At 72.5% G+C, this 15,557-nt stretch carries 9 protein-coding genes; 1 reads left to right on the top strand and 8 read right to left on the bottom strand.

From position 1 onward, the window contains the following. Positions 1-3,209 precede the first annotated feature (3,209 nt). The 8 genes from ACFW1I_RS11450 to eccD all read right to left on the bottom strand — a co-directional run bounded on the left by ACFW1I_RS11450 (position 3,210) and on the right by eccD (position 11,260). Positions 3,210-3,557, bottom strand: a complete 348-nt coding sequence (locus ACFW1I_RS11450; RefSeq protein WP_384668887.1) for a hypothetical protein — start codon at positions 3,555-3,557, stop codon at positions 3,210-3,212. A gap of 120 nt (positions 3,558-3,677) precedes the next feature. Next, a complete protein-coding gene (locus tag ACFW1I_RS11445) occupies positions 3,678-4,217 on the bottom strand; it encodes a YbaB/EbfC family nucleoid-associated protein (RefSeq protein WP_384668884.1) in 540 nt (179 codons plus the stop codon). Further along, positions 4,214-6,964 (bottom strand): AAWKG family protein, encoded by a 2,751-nt coding sequence (locus tag ACFW1I_RS11440; RefSeq protein WP_384668881.1) that lies wholly within the window; start codon positions 6,962-6,964, stop codon positions 4,214-4,216. The genes ACFW1I_RS11445 and ACFW1I_RS11440 overlap by 4 nt, the downstream gene beginning before the upstream one ends. Before the next feature lie 31 nt (positions 6,965-6,995). Further along, complete coding sequence (locus ACFW1I_RS11435) at positions 6,996-7,469, bottom strand: type VII secretion system-associated protein (protein ID WP_384668877.1); 474 nt, start codon at positions 7,467-7,469, stop codon at positions 6,996-6,998. Positions 7,470-7,492: 23 nt separating this feature from the next. Beyond that, on the bottom strand, positions 7,493-7,816 hold the full coding sequence (locus tag ACFW1I_RS11430; RefSeq protein WP_384668874.1) for a WXG100 family type VII secretion target: 324 nt from the start codon (positions 7,814-7,816) through the stop codon (positions 7,493-7,495). A gap of 39 nt (positions 7,817-7,855) precedes the next feature. Beyond that, positions 7,856-8,215, bottom strand: coding sequence for a hypothetical protein (locus ACFW1I_RS11425; protein WP_384668872.1), 360 nt, complete (start codon positions 8,213-8,215; stop codon positions 7,856-7,858). A 129-nt stretch (positions 8,216-8,344) separates the two neighbouring features. Then, on the bottom strand, positions 8,345-9,838 hold the full coding sequence (gene eccB, locus ACFW1I_RS11420) for a type VII secretion protein EccB (protein WP_384668870.1): 1,494 nt from the start codon (positions 9,836-9,838) through the stop codon (positions 8,345-8,347). Between the two features lie 33 nt (positions 9,839-9,871). Next, a complete protein-coding gene (gene eccD / locus ACFW1I_RS11415) occupies positions 9,872-11,260 on the bottom strand; it encodes a type VII secretion integral membrane protein EccD (protein WP_384668868.1) in 1,389 nt (462 codons plus the stop codon). A gap of 256 nt (positions 11,261-11,516) precedes the next feature. Between eccD and eccCa the strand changes: the two genes are divergently transcribed. Then, positions 11,517-15,422: a type VII secretion protein EccCa gene (eccCa, locus tag ACFW1I_RS11410; protein WP_384668865.1), complete on the top strand. Its 3,906-nt coding sequence runs from the start codon at positions 11,517-11,519 to the stop codon at positions 15,420-15,422. The last annotated feature ends 135 nt before the right edge of the window (positions 15,423-15,557 follow it).

The raw sequence follows: 15,557 nt of genomic DNA, 5'->3' as shown, positions 1-15,557 counted from the left end.
GCCCGGCTCCTGACGGGTCGGCGCGGGCACACCGTTGACCTCGGCGGACGTGGCGGCGGCGACCCCTTCCACCGGGGCCGGGGCCAGCGCGGGCGCCGGGGCGGGCTCCGGGTCCGGGGCCGGGTCCGGGACGGGGTCCGTCAGGGCGGTCGACGCCGACGCCGTGGAGAAGAGCGAGGCCGGGGCGGAGCGGACAGAGGAGGCGTCGGACGAGTCGGACGAGTCGGTGCCGGTGACCTCGCCGTCGACGTCGGATTCCGTGTCGACGATGAGGGGCCGGCCCTCCGCCGCCGGGGAGGAGGTCAGGTCGTCCGGCAGGTCCGACGTCACGGCGGTCGCCGTGAAGGCTGCGGGGAGCGGAGCCAGCGGGTCTGCGAGCAGCGCGGCGGCGAGGGCGCGCTGCTCGGTGGCCTGGTGCGGGCCGAGACCGAGCCTGCGGGCGGTGTACAGGGCCTCGGTGAGCCGGCGGGCGGCCCGCTCAGGCAGGTCCAGTTCCCCGAACGGCACCTCCGGATCGTTCAACGGGTCGGTGAACCGGCCCATCTCGGCGAGCAGCGACTGTGCCGTGGCGGCCGCCCCGGCGACCTCGGGCGCGTCGGGCGACAGTTTGCCCCACCGCCGGTCGAAGGCTCGTGGGGTGAGCCGGCCGTCGCCCGGTTCGTCCGCCGGTTCGCCGCCGTCCTCCGTGTCACCCGGGCGGGCTGCGATCCAGCGGTCCTCCGCGGCCTGTTCCCGCCCTCGCCGGGGCTCGGGCAGCCGGGCCAGAGTGACGGGCCGGCCGTCGGGCGAACCCACGGTCATGGCACTGCCGTCGGGCTGAACGACGGTGACCGTCAGCCCGTAGAGCGCTCCCGCCACCAGAGGCAGGACGTCGAAGCTCGCGTCGTGGCTCGTGCTGAACGTGCGCAGGGCCTCGGCGAGCGAGCGCCGCTCGTCGTCGCCCCAGCTCGCGTGGACGCTCTGGAGTTCGCGTGCGCGGAGGGCTGCGGGGTCGCCGTCCGCGCCCCGGCGCAGCAGGTCGGCCGTACGGTCGTCCGCCACCGCCGACTGTGCCTGGACGTCGATGAGGTCCCACAGGGGACGCTGCCCGGCGGGCCGGGAGAGTTCCGCGACGAGGCTGTCCGCCAGGTGGGCACGGATCTCGGCGGGCGTGCCGGTGACGAGGTCGGGAGCGGCGGCTCCAAGGGCGAGGACCACGGAGTCCTGGCCGGACGGCGTGGGGATGACGATGGCGCCCTGACGGGAGAGGGCGTCCCACTGCTGCTCGGTGAGGGCGGAGGCAGCCCCGCGCCGGGCGGCAGGGTCGGCGTTGTCCCGGGCCGTGGGATCAGCAGTGTCCCGGCCCGTGGAGTCGGTCGCGGGGACGGTGCCCGGGCGGTCCTCCCCGGTTCCGTCCTGCCGATTTCCGGCCGTGTCGCGCGAGGACGTGGGCGTCTGGCGGCCGTCCTGGGCCGCTGTGCCTTCCTCCGTGTCCTCGCGGAGGCCCGTGACGGGATCGTCCCCGGCGTCGACCGCCGGATCGACCACGGGTTGCGTCCCGTGCCGGGCACCGTTCGACGCGGCCCCCTCGCCCGAGCCACCCGTTCCGGGGACGCCGGAGCCCGGCAGGCCGCCCGTGCCCTGTGCGCCCTGGGCCGCGGGACGGTCCCCGGCGGGCTGCGGGTCCGTCTGCGGGACGTCCGTGTTCTCGCTGCCGGTGTACTGGCTGCCGCCGTCGGAGGTCGCGGGCGGCAGGACACCGTCCCGCTCCCCTGTACGGTCCGGGGACTCCGCGACCACCGTGCGCGCTTCGCCCGTCCGGTCCTGCCGGTCGACGGCCGCGGCCTCCGGCACGGCACGGGTGTCGGCGCCCCCGCCGCCGACAGTGGCCGGGGAGTCCGCAGGTCCCGGGAGGGCGGACGTGAGCGAGGCGGACGGCGTGCCCTCACGGCCGCGCTCGTCGTGGGAGGCTCCCCCGCCGGATGCCTGCCCGGGCGCTACCCGGCCGCCGCGGCCGCCGTCGCCCTTCGCCGCGTCGTCGTACGAACGCCCCGTGTTCCGGACGGTGTTCGTGTCGCGTACGGAGCCTCCGTCCGACGCCGTGTTCTGCCGCGGCGGCGGGGGGACGAACGAGGTCGAGCGCTGTCCTCCGCCACCCCGGCCTTGTTCCTCGCCGCGGCCCTGCCCACCGCCCGCGGTGTTCACGAGCTCGCGGGGCATGTCGGGCCGGTCGCTGAACTTCGAACCGAATGTGGAGCGGAGGTCGGAGCCGAACGCCCGGGCGAACGACTCCAGGTTCTGTTCGACCACGCTGCTGACGCCCGTCCACAGCACATTGGCCCAGTTCCAGCTGGTCGGCCCGCCGAAGATCACGCCCATGAGCACGCCGGCCGCGTTCTCGCCCAGGCTCTCGGAGACGAACGAGTTGAGGTTCTCGCGGATCTCCCGGTCGAATCGGGCACCCCAGCCGGACGGGTCGAAGTTCTGCGGCCCGCCCGTGCCCGGCGGGCGCTGCTGCTTGGCCAGTACATCGCCTAGCTTGTCGAAGGCGCCCCCGATGGCCTCCGTGAACGCGCCGGCGAAGAAGCCGAACACGGCGTCCTTGCCGATCTGCGACCAGTCGATTCTGGTCTGCCGGAACCGGCTGTCGCCGAAGGCCATGTTCGTCACGCGAGTGATGAACGAGATCAGCGCCTCCTCGAACGCCTCGAAGACGCCCGGCATCTGCCGCACCCGGCTGAGCAGGGTGGCGATGGCGGTGAGGATCGCGACGCGGGCCCGGTTCAGGATGGCCGCCTGGATACCCGCGAGACCGCCGAAGCCGAACGCGGCGAGGGCCGCCACCCATGCCAGCAAGGCCAGCATGTGGATGAGCGACACCATGATCTGCCAGTTCATCTCATAGATGTCGCGCGCCTTGGAGTCCATGTCGGCCCGCACGTCCTGGAGCTGCTGGAGGAAGCCGTCGAGATAGGTCTTGCCCCGACCGGAGGTGAGGCTGTCGACGGTCCGCTCGAACTCGCCGCGCGCGGACTCCGGCATGCCGTCGCCGATCCGCAGCGAGACACGGCGCGCCATCTCCATCATGGACTCGACGTCCCGGGCGAGCCGGGTGTACGCCTCGCCGGTGAAGGCCGCCTCCTGGGCGCTGCCCGTCGGCGGGCGGCTGCCGGTCAGCACGAGGCACAGGTCGCTGATCTCCTGGTTGCGCCCGAGCTCGCCGATATCGGTCATCCGCGCGGCCCGTTCTGAGCGTCGTTCTGCTGGCGGATCGACGTCACCACGTCCGCTTGATGGTTGACGAAGGCGTCGGCGTTACGCATGGTGCCGTCGGCAAGGGCCTCGAAGGTCTCGGTCAGCGCGAGCAGGGCCTTTCGGGTGCTGTCGACGGTCTTGCGGTGGATGGGCCCCTGAATGTTGGCGAACTCGTCCTCGCCCTCGTAACCGAACCAGTTCGGGTACTGCCGTACCGCCTGTTCGAAGTTCTCCACCACGCTCCGGACCTCGTTCTTGAAGGTGCGCAGCGCCTTGGCCGCCTCGTAGACGTCGTTGGCGGACGACTCGAAACTCGACGGCATGGGTACTCCCGGGCAGGACGTGCACCCGATGTGCGGGTGGCGGTGGGGTAGATGGTGCGCCGGAAGGTGCTTCCGGCGCTTGCGTCATCCGACGTACGTGGACAGGGGACGGGAACTGCGTCAGCCGTGCGGGGTCTCCGCGTCACCGTCGACCTCGTCGTACAGGGAGCCGCGGCCCTTGCGGCTTCCGCGCCGCCGCCCCGGGGCCGTGGGTGCGGTCTCCGGCTCGGGTGGAGCGGCCGGGCCGAGGACACGGCCGATGAGCGCGCCCCAGTCGGCCTGGGTGTCGGGGATGCCGAACCCGGCCGGTGCGGGCCCCACCTGGGCGAGCTCCGCGAGCCGGCCGACCCCTTCCGTGAGCGGGGTCACGACGTCGGTCACCTCCCGGGACGCCTTGGCGCGGGCCTGGCCGAACGCCTCCATCACGGAGGCGGCGAGCTGGGGCGCGGCCATCGTGCGGTAGCGGGTGGCGAGGAAGCGCACCCCGGCGAGTTCGCCGTTCCCGCCGACGGTGACCTCAACGGCGCCGTCCCGCGAGGTGCCGGTGACGCTGACCCGGCGGATGCGTTCCTCGGCGGTGGCGGCAGCCCGGTGGGTGGCCTCCAGTTCGGCCATCGCGGCGGCGAGGCGGTCCTCGATGGGCGGCAGGGGTGAGGTCATCGGGTCTCTCCTGTCATGAACGCGTTGCGGCGTCCGGCGTCGGCGGGCTCCTCGCGGCCGAGGACCGCCGGGTTGCCGTCGTCCTCGGTGCCCCAGACGTCCTCGTCCTCCGCGAGCCAGTTGGCGCGCTCGCGGTCGTTGCTCTGGGTCTGCTGGCCGCCGCCCTGGCCGCCGGGCGGCGGCATGAAGGGCGTGCCGCCGCCTCCATGGCCGGACGCCTGGGCGGTGCGCTGGGTGGCGGCGGGCTCATCGACGAAGTCGCGGACCCGGTCCGAGCCTCCGGTCGCACCGCCGCCCTGGCCGCCGAGACCGGCGCCGCCCATGCCGGGCATCATGGGCGCGGGACCACCTGGCCCGGCGGGCGCCCCGCCGAGGACGCCGCCGGACCCGCCGGTCAGCGTGTCGGTGCCGTAGCCGGGGAAGTCGGTCGACACGTCGTAGCCGGTCTCCTCGTACGCCGGGGTGTTCATGGCCGGCGTACGGGTGTCGCGCTCAGCGGTGGCCCGATCCGCGCCGCCGCCGTACGAGCTTCCGGAGCCGCGCGCGGTGTCGTAGCCCTCCGTCCCGCCGACGCCGGGCAGGTCGAGGCCGGGGGGGTTGAGGGTGGGGTACGAGGTGCTGGTGAGGGTCTGGTCCGGGCGGGTGGCGGACTGCTTGCCGTCAGGCGAGATGTAGGAGGTGTCACCGTCCGGGGTGGTGATCGTGATGAGGCCACCCGGGTGGAGGACTCTCTTCGTGCCGTCCGGCTCTATGGTCACGGTCGTGCCGCCGGGCCGTGTGGTGGTCTTCGTACCATCGGGCTTGACGGTCTCAGTGGTCCCGTCGGGCCGTCGCGTGACCTTCGTACCGTCTGGTGAGGTGGTGACGATGCTTCCGTCGGGCAGGATTCGGCGGGTGCTGCCGTCCGGGAGGGTCGTGACGGTTCCTCCGTCGTCGCGCGGCTTCAGACCCGAGACCGGTTCGCGGCTCGTCCGGGAGCCGCCGCTGGGGTATCCCGGCATTCCGGGAAGGAGACCTGACCCGGGAAGGCCGGAGTGGGGAAGGCCCGACCCGGGGCGACCCGAGCCGGGAAGGCCCGACCCGGGGATACCTGACCCGGGAAGGCCCGACCCGGGGCGACCGGAGCCGGGAAGGCCCGACCCTCCGCTCGTTCCGGGAAGGGTGAGGTCTGGCGAGGGAAGGCGCTGTGTCGTGGAGCCGCCGCCGGTCCCCGTCCCAGTCCCCCCTGCCCTGGAGCCGCCGCCCGGGACGCCGCCGGTGAGGGCCGGGGTCGGCATTCGCTGCGTCGTGCCTCCCTGGCCCGGCATGTCCGGCAGGGACGTGCCGCCGCCGGACCCGCCGGACCCTCCTGTGCCGGTCGTGCCGGTGACGTTGGGAAGTCCCTTGCCCGTGACTCCGGGGCCGTTGAGGGCGGGTGGCGGGATCTGCTGCTTGTGGCCCTCGCCTGACCCGCCCTGCCCGTCCTCGCCCAGGCCGTCGACACCGCCGAGGCCGCCCTCGCCGCCCTTGCCGCCCCCGCCGCTGCCGTCCAGGCCGGCGTCCTTCAGGGCGTCGTCCAGGGCTTTGTCGATGGCGGACTTGTCGTCTCCTGTGCCGGTCTTGCCGTCCGATCCCAGCGGCGACGTGTTGCGCGTCGTGAGGGGGGCGGCGAGCGGTGCGGAGGCGTCGATGAAAGCGTTGTTGACAATGCTGAGCTGGGCGTTCCCGGCCGGAACCAGCATCGAGTCGACGGCCTCGTTCCAGCGCCGTACGGCCTCGTTGCCGATCCGGCCCCAGGTGTCCATCTGCGACAGGTCGCCCCACAGGGGGTGGGACTGCTGGAAGGAGGCCGTGGCTCCGACGGTGTACGTGGAGGCCGTGTCGCCGAAGCTGGTGACGTCCGCCACCACCTGCTCCATGTTGTACGTCTGGATCCACGCGCAGACGTCCCAGATCAGGTTCTCCAAGGTCTGCATCGGATTGGAGAGCGGGTTGGCCGCCCATTGGTGCCAGGCCGTCACGAGGTCGTAGCTCGACTGGTGGACGGCGTTCGCGGCTCCGATCAGCGCGTTGCCCTGGCGGGTGCGCGAGGCGCCGTTGCCGTGCACGGGGTGCAGGGCGAAGTTCGTGGGCGAGAACCCTGGGGGCGTCAACTGCTCCTTGTACCCGCGGTAGTTCTCGTTCATACGCTGGACGAGTGCGCCGAAGGCATCGGCCGCGCTGCCCTTCATGACGGCGTCGTCCGCGTCCAGCGCGTCCGCCCACTGCTTGAGCACCGCCTCCTGCTCGGTGAAGTACAGGGCCGTGCGGTCCAGCGCGCCGGCGATGTCGGAGAAGGTCCGCAGGTTCACCGCGTTCTGCGGTTCCACGACGAGACCGCCGTACGAACGCCCCTGCGAGGAGAAGGGGTTGTTGACGATCGAGTCGAGCAGCGCCCGCGAGCCGAAGATGTAGTTGTCGAGCGGACTGCCGGACTGCGCGGGGCGGGCGTGCGGGTCCCAGAGGAAGTCGATGGTGACCTTCCACAGGTTGACCCCCTCGCCGAAGCCCGTGTAATAGCCGATCACGTAGGAGTGACCATCCACGCCGGGGCCGACGTTCGGACCGAGCGCGTTGTACGCCGTGGTGTTGCCGCGCGACTCGATCGTCACGTTCATCAGCGGCGTCTTGCCGTCGCTTCCGGCGAGGTCCTTGAACAGCTCCGAGCGGTCGGGCATCGGGTAGCCCGTCAGCAGCTGGACCGCGGTGGCCCATTGGTCGGCAGGCATGCCGTGCCCTCCGCCCCCTTCGGTGGTTGGATCAGGTTCCGGTCGTGGACGTGGCGTCCGGGATCTTCGTCGGATCGGTGGTGGCCGGCCCGGAGGCCGACCGGATGGTGTTGAGGAACTCCTGGGCGCTGATCTGCGTCAGTGACTGGCCCTGCTTGGTCAGGAACTTCTCGACCATGGCGATGAGGGTGTCTCGGAGTTCCTGGGAGAGGTTCTGGAGGTTCCGCAGGTTCTGGTCGACGCTCTGGGTGAACTTGAGAGTCGACGTGTTGAGGGTCGACCCGTGCACGGTGTCCCCGCCCGCCATCAGCCCGATCGCGAGCGGCTTGGTGAGGGGAAAGGTGTCCGGGTTGGTATAGCCGTGGGCGATGGACCGCGGTGACAGCGTGCCGCCCGAGTCCTGGCCGATGAGGTCGAGCGCGGCCAGGAACTCGGCGAGCGGCCCGTTGACGAAGGCGTTCACCGCCGTGGCGTCGAGCTTGGTGAGGTTCGCCTGGGTGGGCATGGTTTCTCCGCTGTCGCCGACGCCTACATGACCTGGAGGTCGCCCCAGTTCTGGGCGAGGCTGCGGTCGAGGACGCCGTAGTCGTCGGCGATGGTGTGGAGCAGCTTGCCGCTGCCGGCGACCGCCTGGGCGGCGTGGTCGACGTAGCCGTGCCACTCCACGAACTTGCCGTCGAAGGCGCCCTTGTCCATGCCGATGCAGCTCGTCGCCCACTGGGCGACGGCCTGCTGGAGGTTGTTCAGGACGGTGTCGATGGCCTCGCTCGCGTTGATCAGCTGAGCGGTGACGCCGTCGGTGGTGCCGTAGTTGATGTTGATCGATCCGTGGTCATAACTGGCCTCGGGCATGGGTCCTCCTGCGTGGTGTCGGGTGTTGCCGGGGCGGGCTCAGGCGCTGGGGCCCTTGAGGCCGGCGAAGGCGCTCTGCGCGCGCTGGATCGCCGAGGTGGTGGTGTCCTGGGCGGTCTGCTGCTTTCCGGAGTTCGCGATCATGGTCTCCTTGACGTTGAGGAGACCGTTCTCGACCTTCCGCACGTCGGCGTCCCACGCCACGAGGAGGTCGTAGAACGCCCGGCCGTCGGTGCCCCCGTAGCCGGTCGTCAGCTCGTTGTTGGAGCTCTCGACTATCCGGCGGATGCGCAGGATGTCGTCGTAGGCGTTCTGCATGAGGTTGGCGACCCTGAGGTTGGCCTCGACGACGGTTTTGTAGCCGGAGGTCGCGCCGGTCGGCAGTCCCGGATCGGGCATGGTCCTCGTCCTTTCGGTTCGACGTCCCTCGGAGGGTGTCCCTCGGAGGGTGTGCCGAATGTGCCACCGGGGATCCCCTTCACGGATGCGTCGCGTGACGTAACTTCCGCTTTCGGAACGGCGGTTACGTCAGCGGGCGGGCAGTTGCGCGAGGCCGGGGCAGGTGCGCCGGGGCGGGGCTTCGGCGGCCGCCGGAGCCCGGCCCGCCACCTCGGGGTCGAGGGTCACCCCGGTGGGCAGGGTCATGAGCAGGCCGGAGGGCAGGCCGCGTACGTCGGCGCCCGTGTAGCCCAGTGCCGCGAGCGCCTGCGCCGAGGCGACGGGGTAGCGCACGCCCGCGTCGGTCACGAGGAACACGGTGTCCCCCATCTGCGTGCCCACGCTGCTCAGGGCCTGGACGAGCGCGCCGCGCCCCGGCGGGATCTCGATCCGGTCCACGGGGAGGCAGGCCGGGACGACCCGGTCGGCCGGAGGCACCGTGACATGGTCCTCGGGAACGTGGTCCGGGGCGAGGGAGACGCTGACCCCCATGCCCTTGCCGTCGCTGGGTCGTACGACGGCACAGGGCTGGGAGTCGTCGGACGGCTCGACGAGCCGGGGCGGGGCAGCGGGCGTGCCCTCGCCTCCGGTCCGGACCACGAGGGGCGCGAGGTGGCCCTGGACCGCGTCCGTGCCCAGGGGCCGCACCGTCGGCGGCCGGCCCGCATGGGCGAGGCTCCGGGTCGCGGGGTCGCCGAGGACGAGCGCGGCGCGGGTGGCGTCGAGGGGAACGAGACCCTCCCGGCGCAGCAGGTGGTAGCGGGTCTCGCCGCCGGGCGCGCGGACGGCGAAGAGCTGGCCGATCCGGGTCGGGAGACCGTCGAGGTCGGGACCTGGGCTTCCCCGGCCGGGTACGCCGGGGGCCCGCAGATCGGGTCCGGCGGGGAGGGCACCGAGGAAGGCGTCCGACACGGGCCGGGGTGCGGCGGAGCCGTAGCCGAGGGCGGTGCGCGCGCCGGTGGCGGCGTCGAGCAGGAAGCGCTCACCTGCCCAGACGAGCCAGATCCGCCCGTCGGGTCCCTGGAGGAGAAGGCCCTCTCGGGCGCCGAGGGGGCGTCCGGTGGATCCGGTGCCGAGGGCGAGGCGGGTGCGGACGACCGTGCGGCCTGAGGTCTCCGTGGTGACGGAGGAGCACAGCCGCCAGGCGTCGGTGACGAGGTCGGCCGGCGCCGGGAGGTGGTCGGGGGCGCCGGGGATGCCGATGGCGGGGCCGTGCGGGGCCGAGCGGGTGGCGGAGGGGGCGACGGTGGTCGTGGTGGGGGCGCTGCCGAGGAGCAGCAGGGCGGAGGCGTGATTGAGGAGGGGGCGCAGGCGGCCGTCGCTGTACACGTACCGGTTGCCGGTGCCCTTCTCCAGGACGAGGGTGCCCTCGGTGCGCCAGGTGGAGGGGGTGCCGGGCGAGAAGAGGCCCCAGAGCGCGGCGACCACGAGCGCGAACACCGCGACGAGCAGTCCGTACGTCATGCCTTTACCGGTCCTGCCGCCGGGGGTCTCCAGGTCGTCCGGATTGGCGCGCAGCATCCCCGAGGTGAGACGACTCATCAGGAAGAGATGGGCCTGAACCTGGTCTCGCTTGGACTGCACGGGTACTCCTCCGGGCGGGTGTAGGGGTTCGGGTCAGCTGGTGAGCTGGCGTACGGCCGCGTAGACGCCCAGCACCCACAGTGCGAGGGGCAGCAGGGCAAGCGCGACGAGCAGGTGGAGGATCTCGGCAAGGCGCCCCCAGTAGGGCACGAGCCGCCGGCCGGGCACGGTCCAGACGGCGATGGTGAGGCAGATGGCGAGGGCCACCAGGGCGAGGACCAGGGCGAGGCGCCCGGCGCCGCCGAGAGAGGCGGCCCAGGCCACGAAGACGACACCGACCCCCCACAGGCCGGGCAGAAGGATCGAGAGGCGCTGCCAGGTGCTGCCGAGGTTGCGGCCGTGCAGCAGGAGGAGGGCGGTGAGGGTGGCCGCGGTGAGCGATTCGGCGAGGCCGAAGTGGTCGGCGAGTACGGTGAGGCAGACGGTGCAGACGAGTCCGGTGGCGGCGTAGAGGGCGGTCAGCCAGGCGTTGGCGGCCGCCGACCGGGTGGCGACTTCTCCGCTCGGGTGGGGGTCGATGGCTTCCTGGAGTTCGCCGGGGGTGGTGGGCAGGGGCCGCATGCGCATGCCCGACATGCGGAAGGCGAGAGCGGGGACGAAGCCGCCGAGGACCACGGCGAGAACGGAGACGAGAGCGGCGACGTCGACCGCCGGGAAGCCCGTGGCGAGGGTCAGGGCGCCCGCCGTGGTCACGAAGGCGGCGACAAGTCCGACCGACAGGAATACCGCGGCCGAGCCGCCGACGACGGCCAGGGCGAGAACGGCACAGCCGGTGGCGGAAGCGCCGCCCGACAGCAGGCGGGCCCCGAGCAAATCGGCGCCGGCGGGTTCGCCGGGCAGGAGCCAGCCGGCCAGGGCGAAGAAGGGGACGGCGAGGCAGCCGAGGAGGAGCGCGGTGACGGCGTCCCCGACCGCGCGGCTGGCGGATGCCGCTCCGGCGAGGAGAAGCGCCCCGCAGAGGGCGGCCGCGGTGCCCCGGTCGACGGCGGGGAGCCCGGCCATGGTGAGGGCGGCGAGGACGGTGCCGAGGAGGGTGGCGGCGACTCCTCTGGCGAAGGACCTGCTGGTCGACTCGGACCAGTCCCCGCCCAGTCGTCCCATGGTGGTGGAGACACCGTCGACGATGTCGTCGAAGTGCGCCTCCGGTATGGCGTCGGCGGCCGGCCGGAGGTACAGCGTCTCGCCGTCGCGTATCTCCAGGGTGGCGAGGGTGGCCTCGGGGTCCAGGGGTGGGCCGCCGAGCCGCTGGAGCGCCCAGCCTCCGCCTTCGGCTGTGACCTCCTCGGCCCCTGTGCCGACGAACCCCAGGAGCGCGGGCAACAGGTCGGCAATCGGAATGTCTGCGGGGAGGGCCAACTCCGCCTTTTTGTCAGGCAGTTGAATGGACAGGCGACACATCCCGGCCAGGGCGCTCTCACTCATGCGCCGCACCCTACGCGCGGCGCACTGAGGCCGACTCTCGTACAGATGACGCAATTCCTCTGCGGGATGACGGTGTTCCCGCGCGACGGAGGGATGGGAGCGGTCCGCCCCGCCTATCTTGCGAAACCCATGCCCTGCCGGCGTACGCCCTGGCCCGCCTGGCGATCGCCTGTCCCGCCCCGTGAAACCACCAGAGAGGAGCGGTTCGTTGAGTGTGGTGCTCTTCCGACGCCCGTCCCGCCGCCGAGGTCCGGAGATGCCCGACGGCGAGCTCAGCCTCCAGGAGCCGCCGGCGCTGGCCGAGGCGCAGCCGAACGCGGGCGCCATCTGGACCTTCCTGCCGATGGGCATGATGTCCATGTCGATGATGGTCATGTTCCTCCGGCCCGGCAGTGGCGGCGGAGTGTTCATGTACCTGTCGCTCGGCATGATGGCGATGGGACTGGTGGCCATGCTCGTCGGCCAGGCGATGCAACGCCGCGGGGAACGGAAAAGCAAGATGAACGGCGAGCGCCGTGACTATCTGCGCTATCTCGCGCAGGTGCGGCGCAAGGTGCGCGGCGCTGTCGTCGAGCAGGCCCAGGCGCTCGCCTGGCGCCATCCGCACCCTGGCGCGCTGTGGTCGCTGGCGGGGACCGGACGATTCTGGGAACGCCGTTCGACTGACGAGGACTTCGCCGAGGTACGGATCGCGGTCGGGCCCCAGCGCCTCGGCCTCCGGCTCGCCCCGGTGACCACACGGCCGGTGGAGGACCTGGAGCCGCTGACCTCGCACGCCCTGCGCTGCTTCGTAGAGGCCTACGCCCAGGTGCCCGACCAGCCCATCGCCGTCTACCTGCGCGCGTGGCAACGCATCCTCGTCCAGGGCGGGGCGGAGGAACGCCGGGGCCTCGCGCGGGCGCTGCTCGCCCAGCTGGCGACTCTGCACAGCCCCGACGACGTGTGGATCGCGCTGTGCGTGTCCGACGAAGCGAAGCCGGAGTGGGACTGGACGAAGTGGGTGCCGCACGCCCTCCATCCGCAGACGTCGGACGGAGCGGGCCCGACACGGCTGGTGGCCGCCACGGTCTCGGAGCTGACGGACCTCGTCGGGGCCGAGTTCGGCGAGCGGCCGCCGTTCGACCCCACCGCTTCACCCGGCCGCGACGAGCCGCTGGTGATCGTGGTGATCGACGGCGGCGGGGTGCCGTCGGGTCACCGGTTCGACACCACCGGATTCCGCAACTGTGTCGTCCTGGACCTCTCCGACACACTGCGCTGGCGTCCGGGCCGCACCACACTCCGGCTCCGCTTCACGGACGGCGCGATCGAGCTCGTACGCACCGACCGCAACCGGCGCGAGCAGACCACCCGGCTGGGCACGCCGGACACGCTGGGCCCGGCCGCCGCCGGCGCCCTCGGCCGGACCCTCGCCCCGTACCGGGCCACCACGGGCGGGGAGTCGGGGGAACCACTCGTCGCCGACATCCAGCTCTCCGGGCTGCTCGGCATCACCGATCTGCGTCGGCACGAGCCGGCGTCACTGTGGCAGCGTCGGACCAGCGGGCAGCACCTGCGGGTGCCGATCGCGCTGGCCGCGAACGGCGCCCCGGTGGAGCTGGATCTCAAGGAGTCGGCGCAGGGCGGCATGGGACCGCACGGCATGCTCATCGGCGCCACCGGCTCGGGCAAGAGCGAGCTGCTCCGCACGCTGGTCCTCGGGCTCGCGCTCACCCACTCCTCCGAACGACTCAACTTCGTCCTCGTCGACTTCAAGGGCGGCGCCACCTTCCTGGGGCTGGACGGGCTGCCTCACGTCTCCGCGGTCATCACCAATCTCTCCGAGGAGGCGGCCCTGGTCGACCGGATGCAGGACGCCCTGCACGGCGAACTGATGCGGCGGCAGGAGCTGCTGCGCTCGGCCGGCAACTACTCCTCGGCCCTGGAGTACGAACAGGCGCGAGCCGGTGGCGCGCCGCTGGATCCGCTTCCGAGTCTGGTGGTGGTCGTGGACGAGTTCAGCGAACTGCTCTCCGCACACCGGGACTTCATGGATCTGTTCGTCATGATCGGGCGGCTCGGCCGCTCCCTGGGCGTTCACCTGCTGCTCGCCTCGCAGCGGCTGGACGAGGGAAGGGTGCACCAGCTGGAGAGCCACCTCTCGTACCGGATCGGCCTGCGCACCTTCTCGGCGATGGAGAGCCGGGGAGTGCTGGGGGTGCCCGACGCCTACCAGTTGCCCCCGGAGCCCGGAAACGGCTACCTGAAGACCGGTGTGGAGGAGCTCATCCGCTTCCGTGCCGCGTACGTGTCGGGACCGTACCGGGGACGTCCGCCGTCCGTGTCGGCGAGCCGGGTCGCGCACCAGATCGTGCCCTGGACGACGACGTGGGTGGTACCCCGGCAGCCCGCGGCCCCCGCCGAAGAGGAGCGGGCGGCAGCCGAGGAGGAGACGGAGGCGCTGCTCGACGTCGCCGTGGGGCGGCTGCGCGGGTCGGGGCCGCCGGCCCACCAGGTGTGGCTGCCGCCGCTGGGGGTCTCCCCCTCGCTCGACCTCCTGCTGCCGCCGCTGGAGCCTGACACGGACCGGGGCCTGACCGCGGCGCTGCCACGCGAGGGATCCACGCTGCGCGTCCCCCTCGGCGTGGTCGACCGTCCCTTCGACCAGTTGCGGGACCTCCTGACGGTCGACCTGTCGGCGGCCGGCGGCCACGTGGGCGTGGCCGGCGGTCCGCAGAGCGGCAAATCCACCCTGCTCCGCACCCTGATCGCCTCCCTCGCGCTGACCCACACCCCCCGCGAAGTCCAGTTCTACTGCCTCGACTTCGGCGGCGGCGGCCTGGCCGGACTCGCCGGTCTCCCGCACGTCGGCGGGGTGACCGGCCGGCTGGACGAGGACCGGGTCCAGCGCACGGTCGGCGAGGTGACAGCGCTCCTGAACCGGCGCGAGCGCCTCTTCCTCGACCACGGCGTGGACACGGTGGCGAGCTACCGGCGCCGGCGCGCCGCCGGAGACTTCGCCGACGAGCCCTTCGGGGACGTGTTCCTCGTCGTCGACGGATGGCCGACCGTCCGCCAGGACTTCGACCATCTCGTCGACGACATCAACAAGATCGCCCAGCGGGGACTCAACTACGGCGTCCACCTCGTACTCTCCACGGCCCGCTGGATGGAGCTGACCCCGGTGCTGCGGGAGGCGATCGGCACCAAGCTGGAGCTCCGCATGGGCGACCCCATGGACTCCGCCATCGACATGCGCAAGGCGGCGACGGTCCCCGCGGACGCCCCCGGCCGGGGACTGACGGCGGTGACGAAGCTGCACTACCTCGCCGCCCTCCCCCGGATAGACGGCATGGAGACCGCGACCGACCTCTCGGACGGGGTCGCCGGTCTCGTCGCCGCCGTCTCCGACGGCTGGGCGGGCCGGGCCGGCGCCCCGGCGGTCCGCATGCTCCCCGCCCGGCTGCCGTTCTCCACACTGCCCCGGGCCGAGGGCGACCGGATCACGATCGGCGTCGAGGAGACCGAACTCAAGCCGATCCAGCACGACTTCGCGGAGAGTCCGCACCTCGTCGTGTTCGGCGACACCGAGAGCGGAAAGACGAACCTGCTGCGGCTGCTCGCCCGCTCGATCGTGGACAAGTACAGCCCGGCCGAGGCCAGGATCCTCATTGCCGACTTCCGGCGCGAGCTCGTGGACGCGGTGCCCGCCGAGTACCGCCTCGGCCACGCCGTGTCCGCCGACGCCCTGCGCGAGTACGCCCAGGGCGTCGCCCAGGCCATGACGGAGCGAACCCCGGGCGAGGACATCCCGCCCGCACGGATGCGGTTGTGCGACTGGTGGGACGGGCCGCGCCTGTTCGTCCTCGTCGACGACTACGAGATGATCGCGGGTGGATTCAACTCCCCCCTTGAGGCGCTGCTCCCGCACGTGCCGCTGGGTTACGAGGTCGGTCTGCACATGGTGGTGGCGCGGGCCGCGTCGGGCGCCGTCAGGGGCGCCTCGGAGGGGGTCGTTCGGACGCTGCTCGACGCCAACAGCACGGCGCTGCTGATGTCCTGCCCGCCCAGCGAGGGGGCGTTCATCGGCGGGGTCAAGCCGAAGCTCCTGCCGCCGGGCCGCGCGATCCGCATCGCCCGACGCCGCAGCCTCATGGTGCAGACGGCCCTGCTGGACGGCTGAGCGGGCCAGGGGCACGCGTAGGGGCGGGGGACCAGGTTGTTGACCCCCCCCGAAGTTGCACAGCCCCCCCGCCCGCCGGGCGCCCCCCTCAGCCCCCCCCCCCCCCCCACACCCCGCCCCCCCCCCCCGCCCCCC

This window comes from Streptomyces sp. NPDC058955, from assembly GCF_042741435.1.
GTDB lineage: Bacteria > Actinomycetota > Actinomycetes > Streptomycetales > Streptomycetaceae > Streptomyces.
The sequence above is the reverse complement of the archived record's forward strand: the minus strand, read 5'-3'. Positions and strand labels throughout refer to the sequence as shown.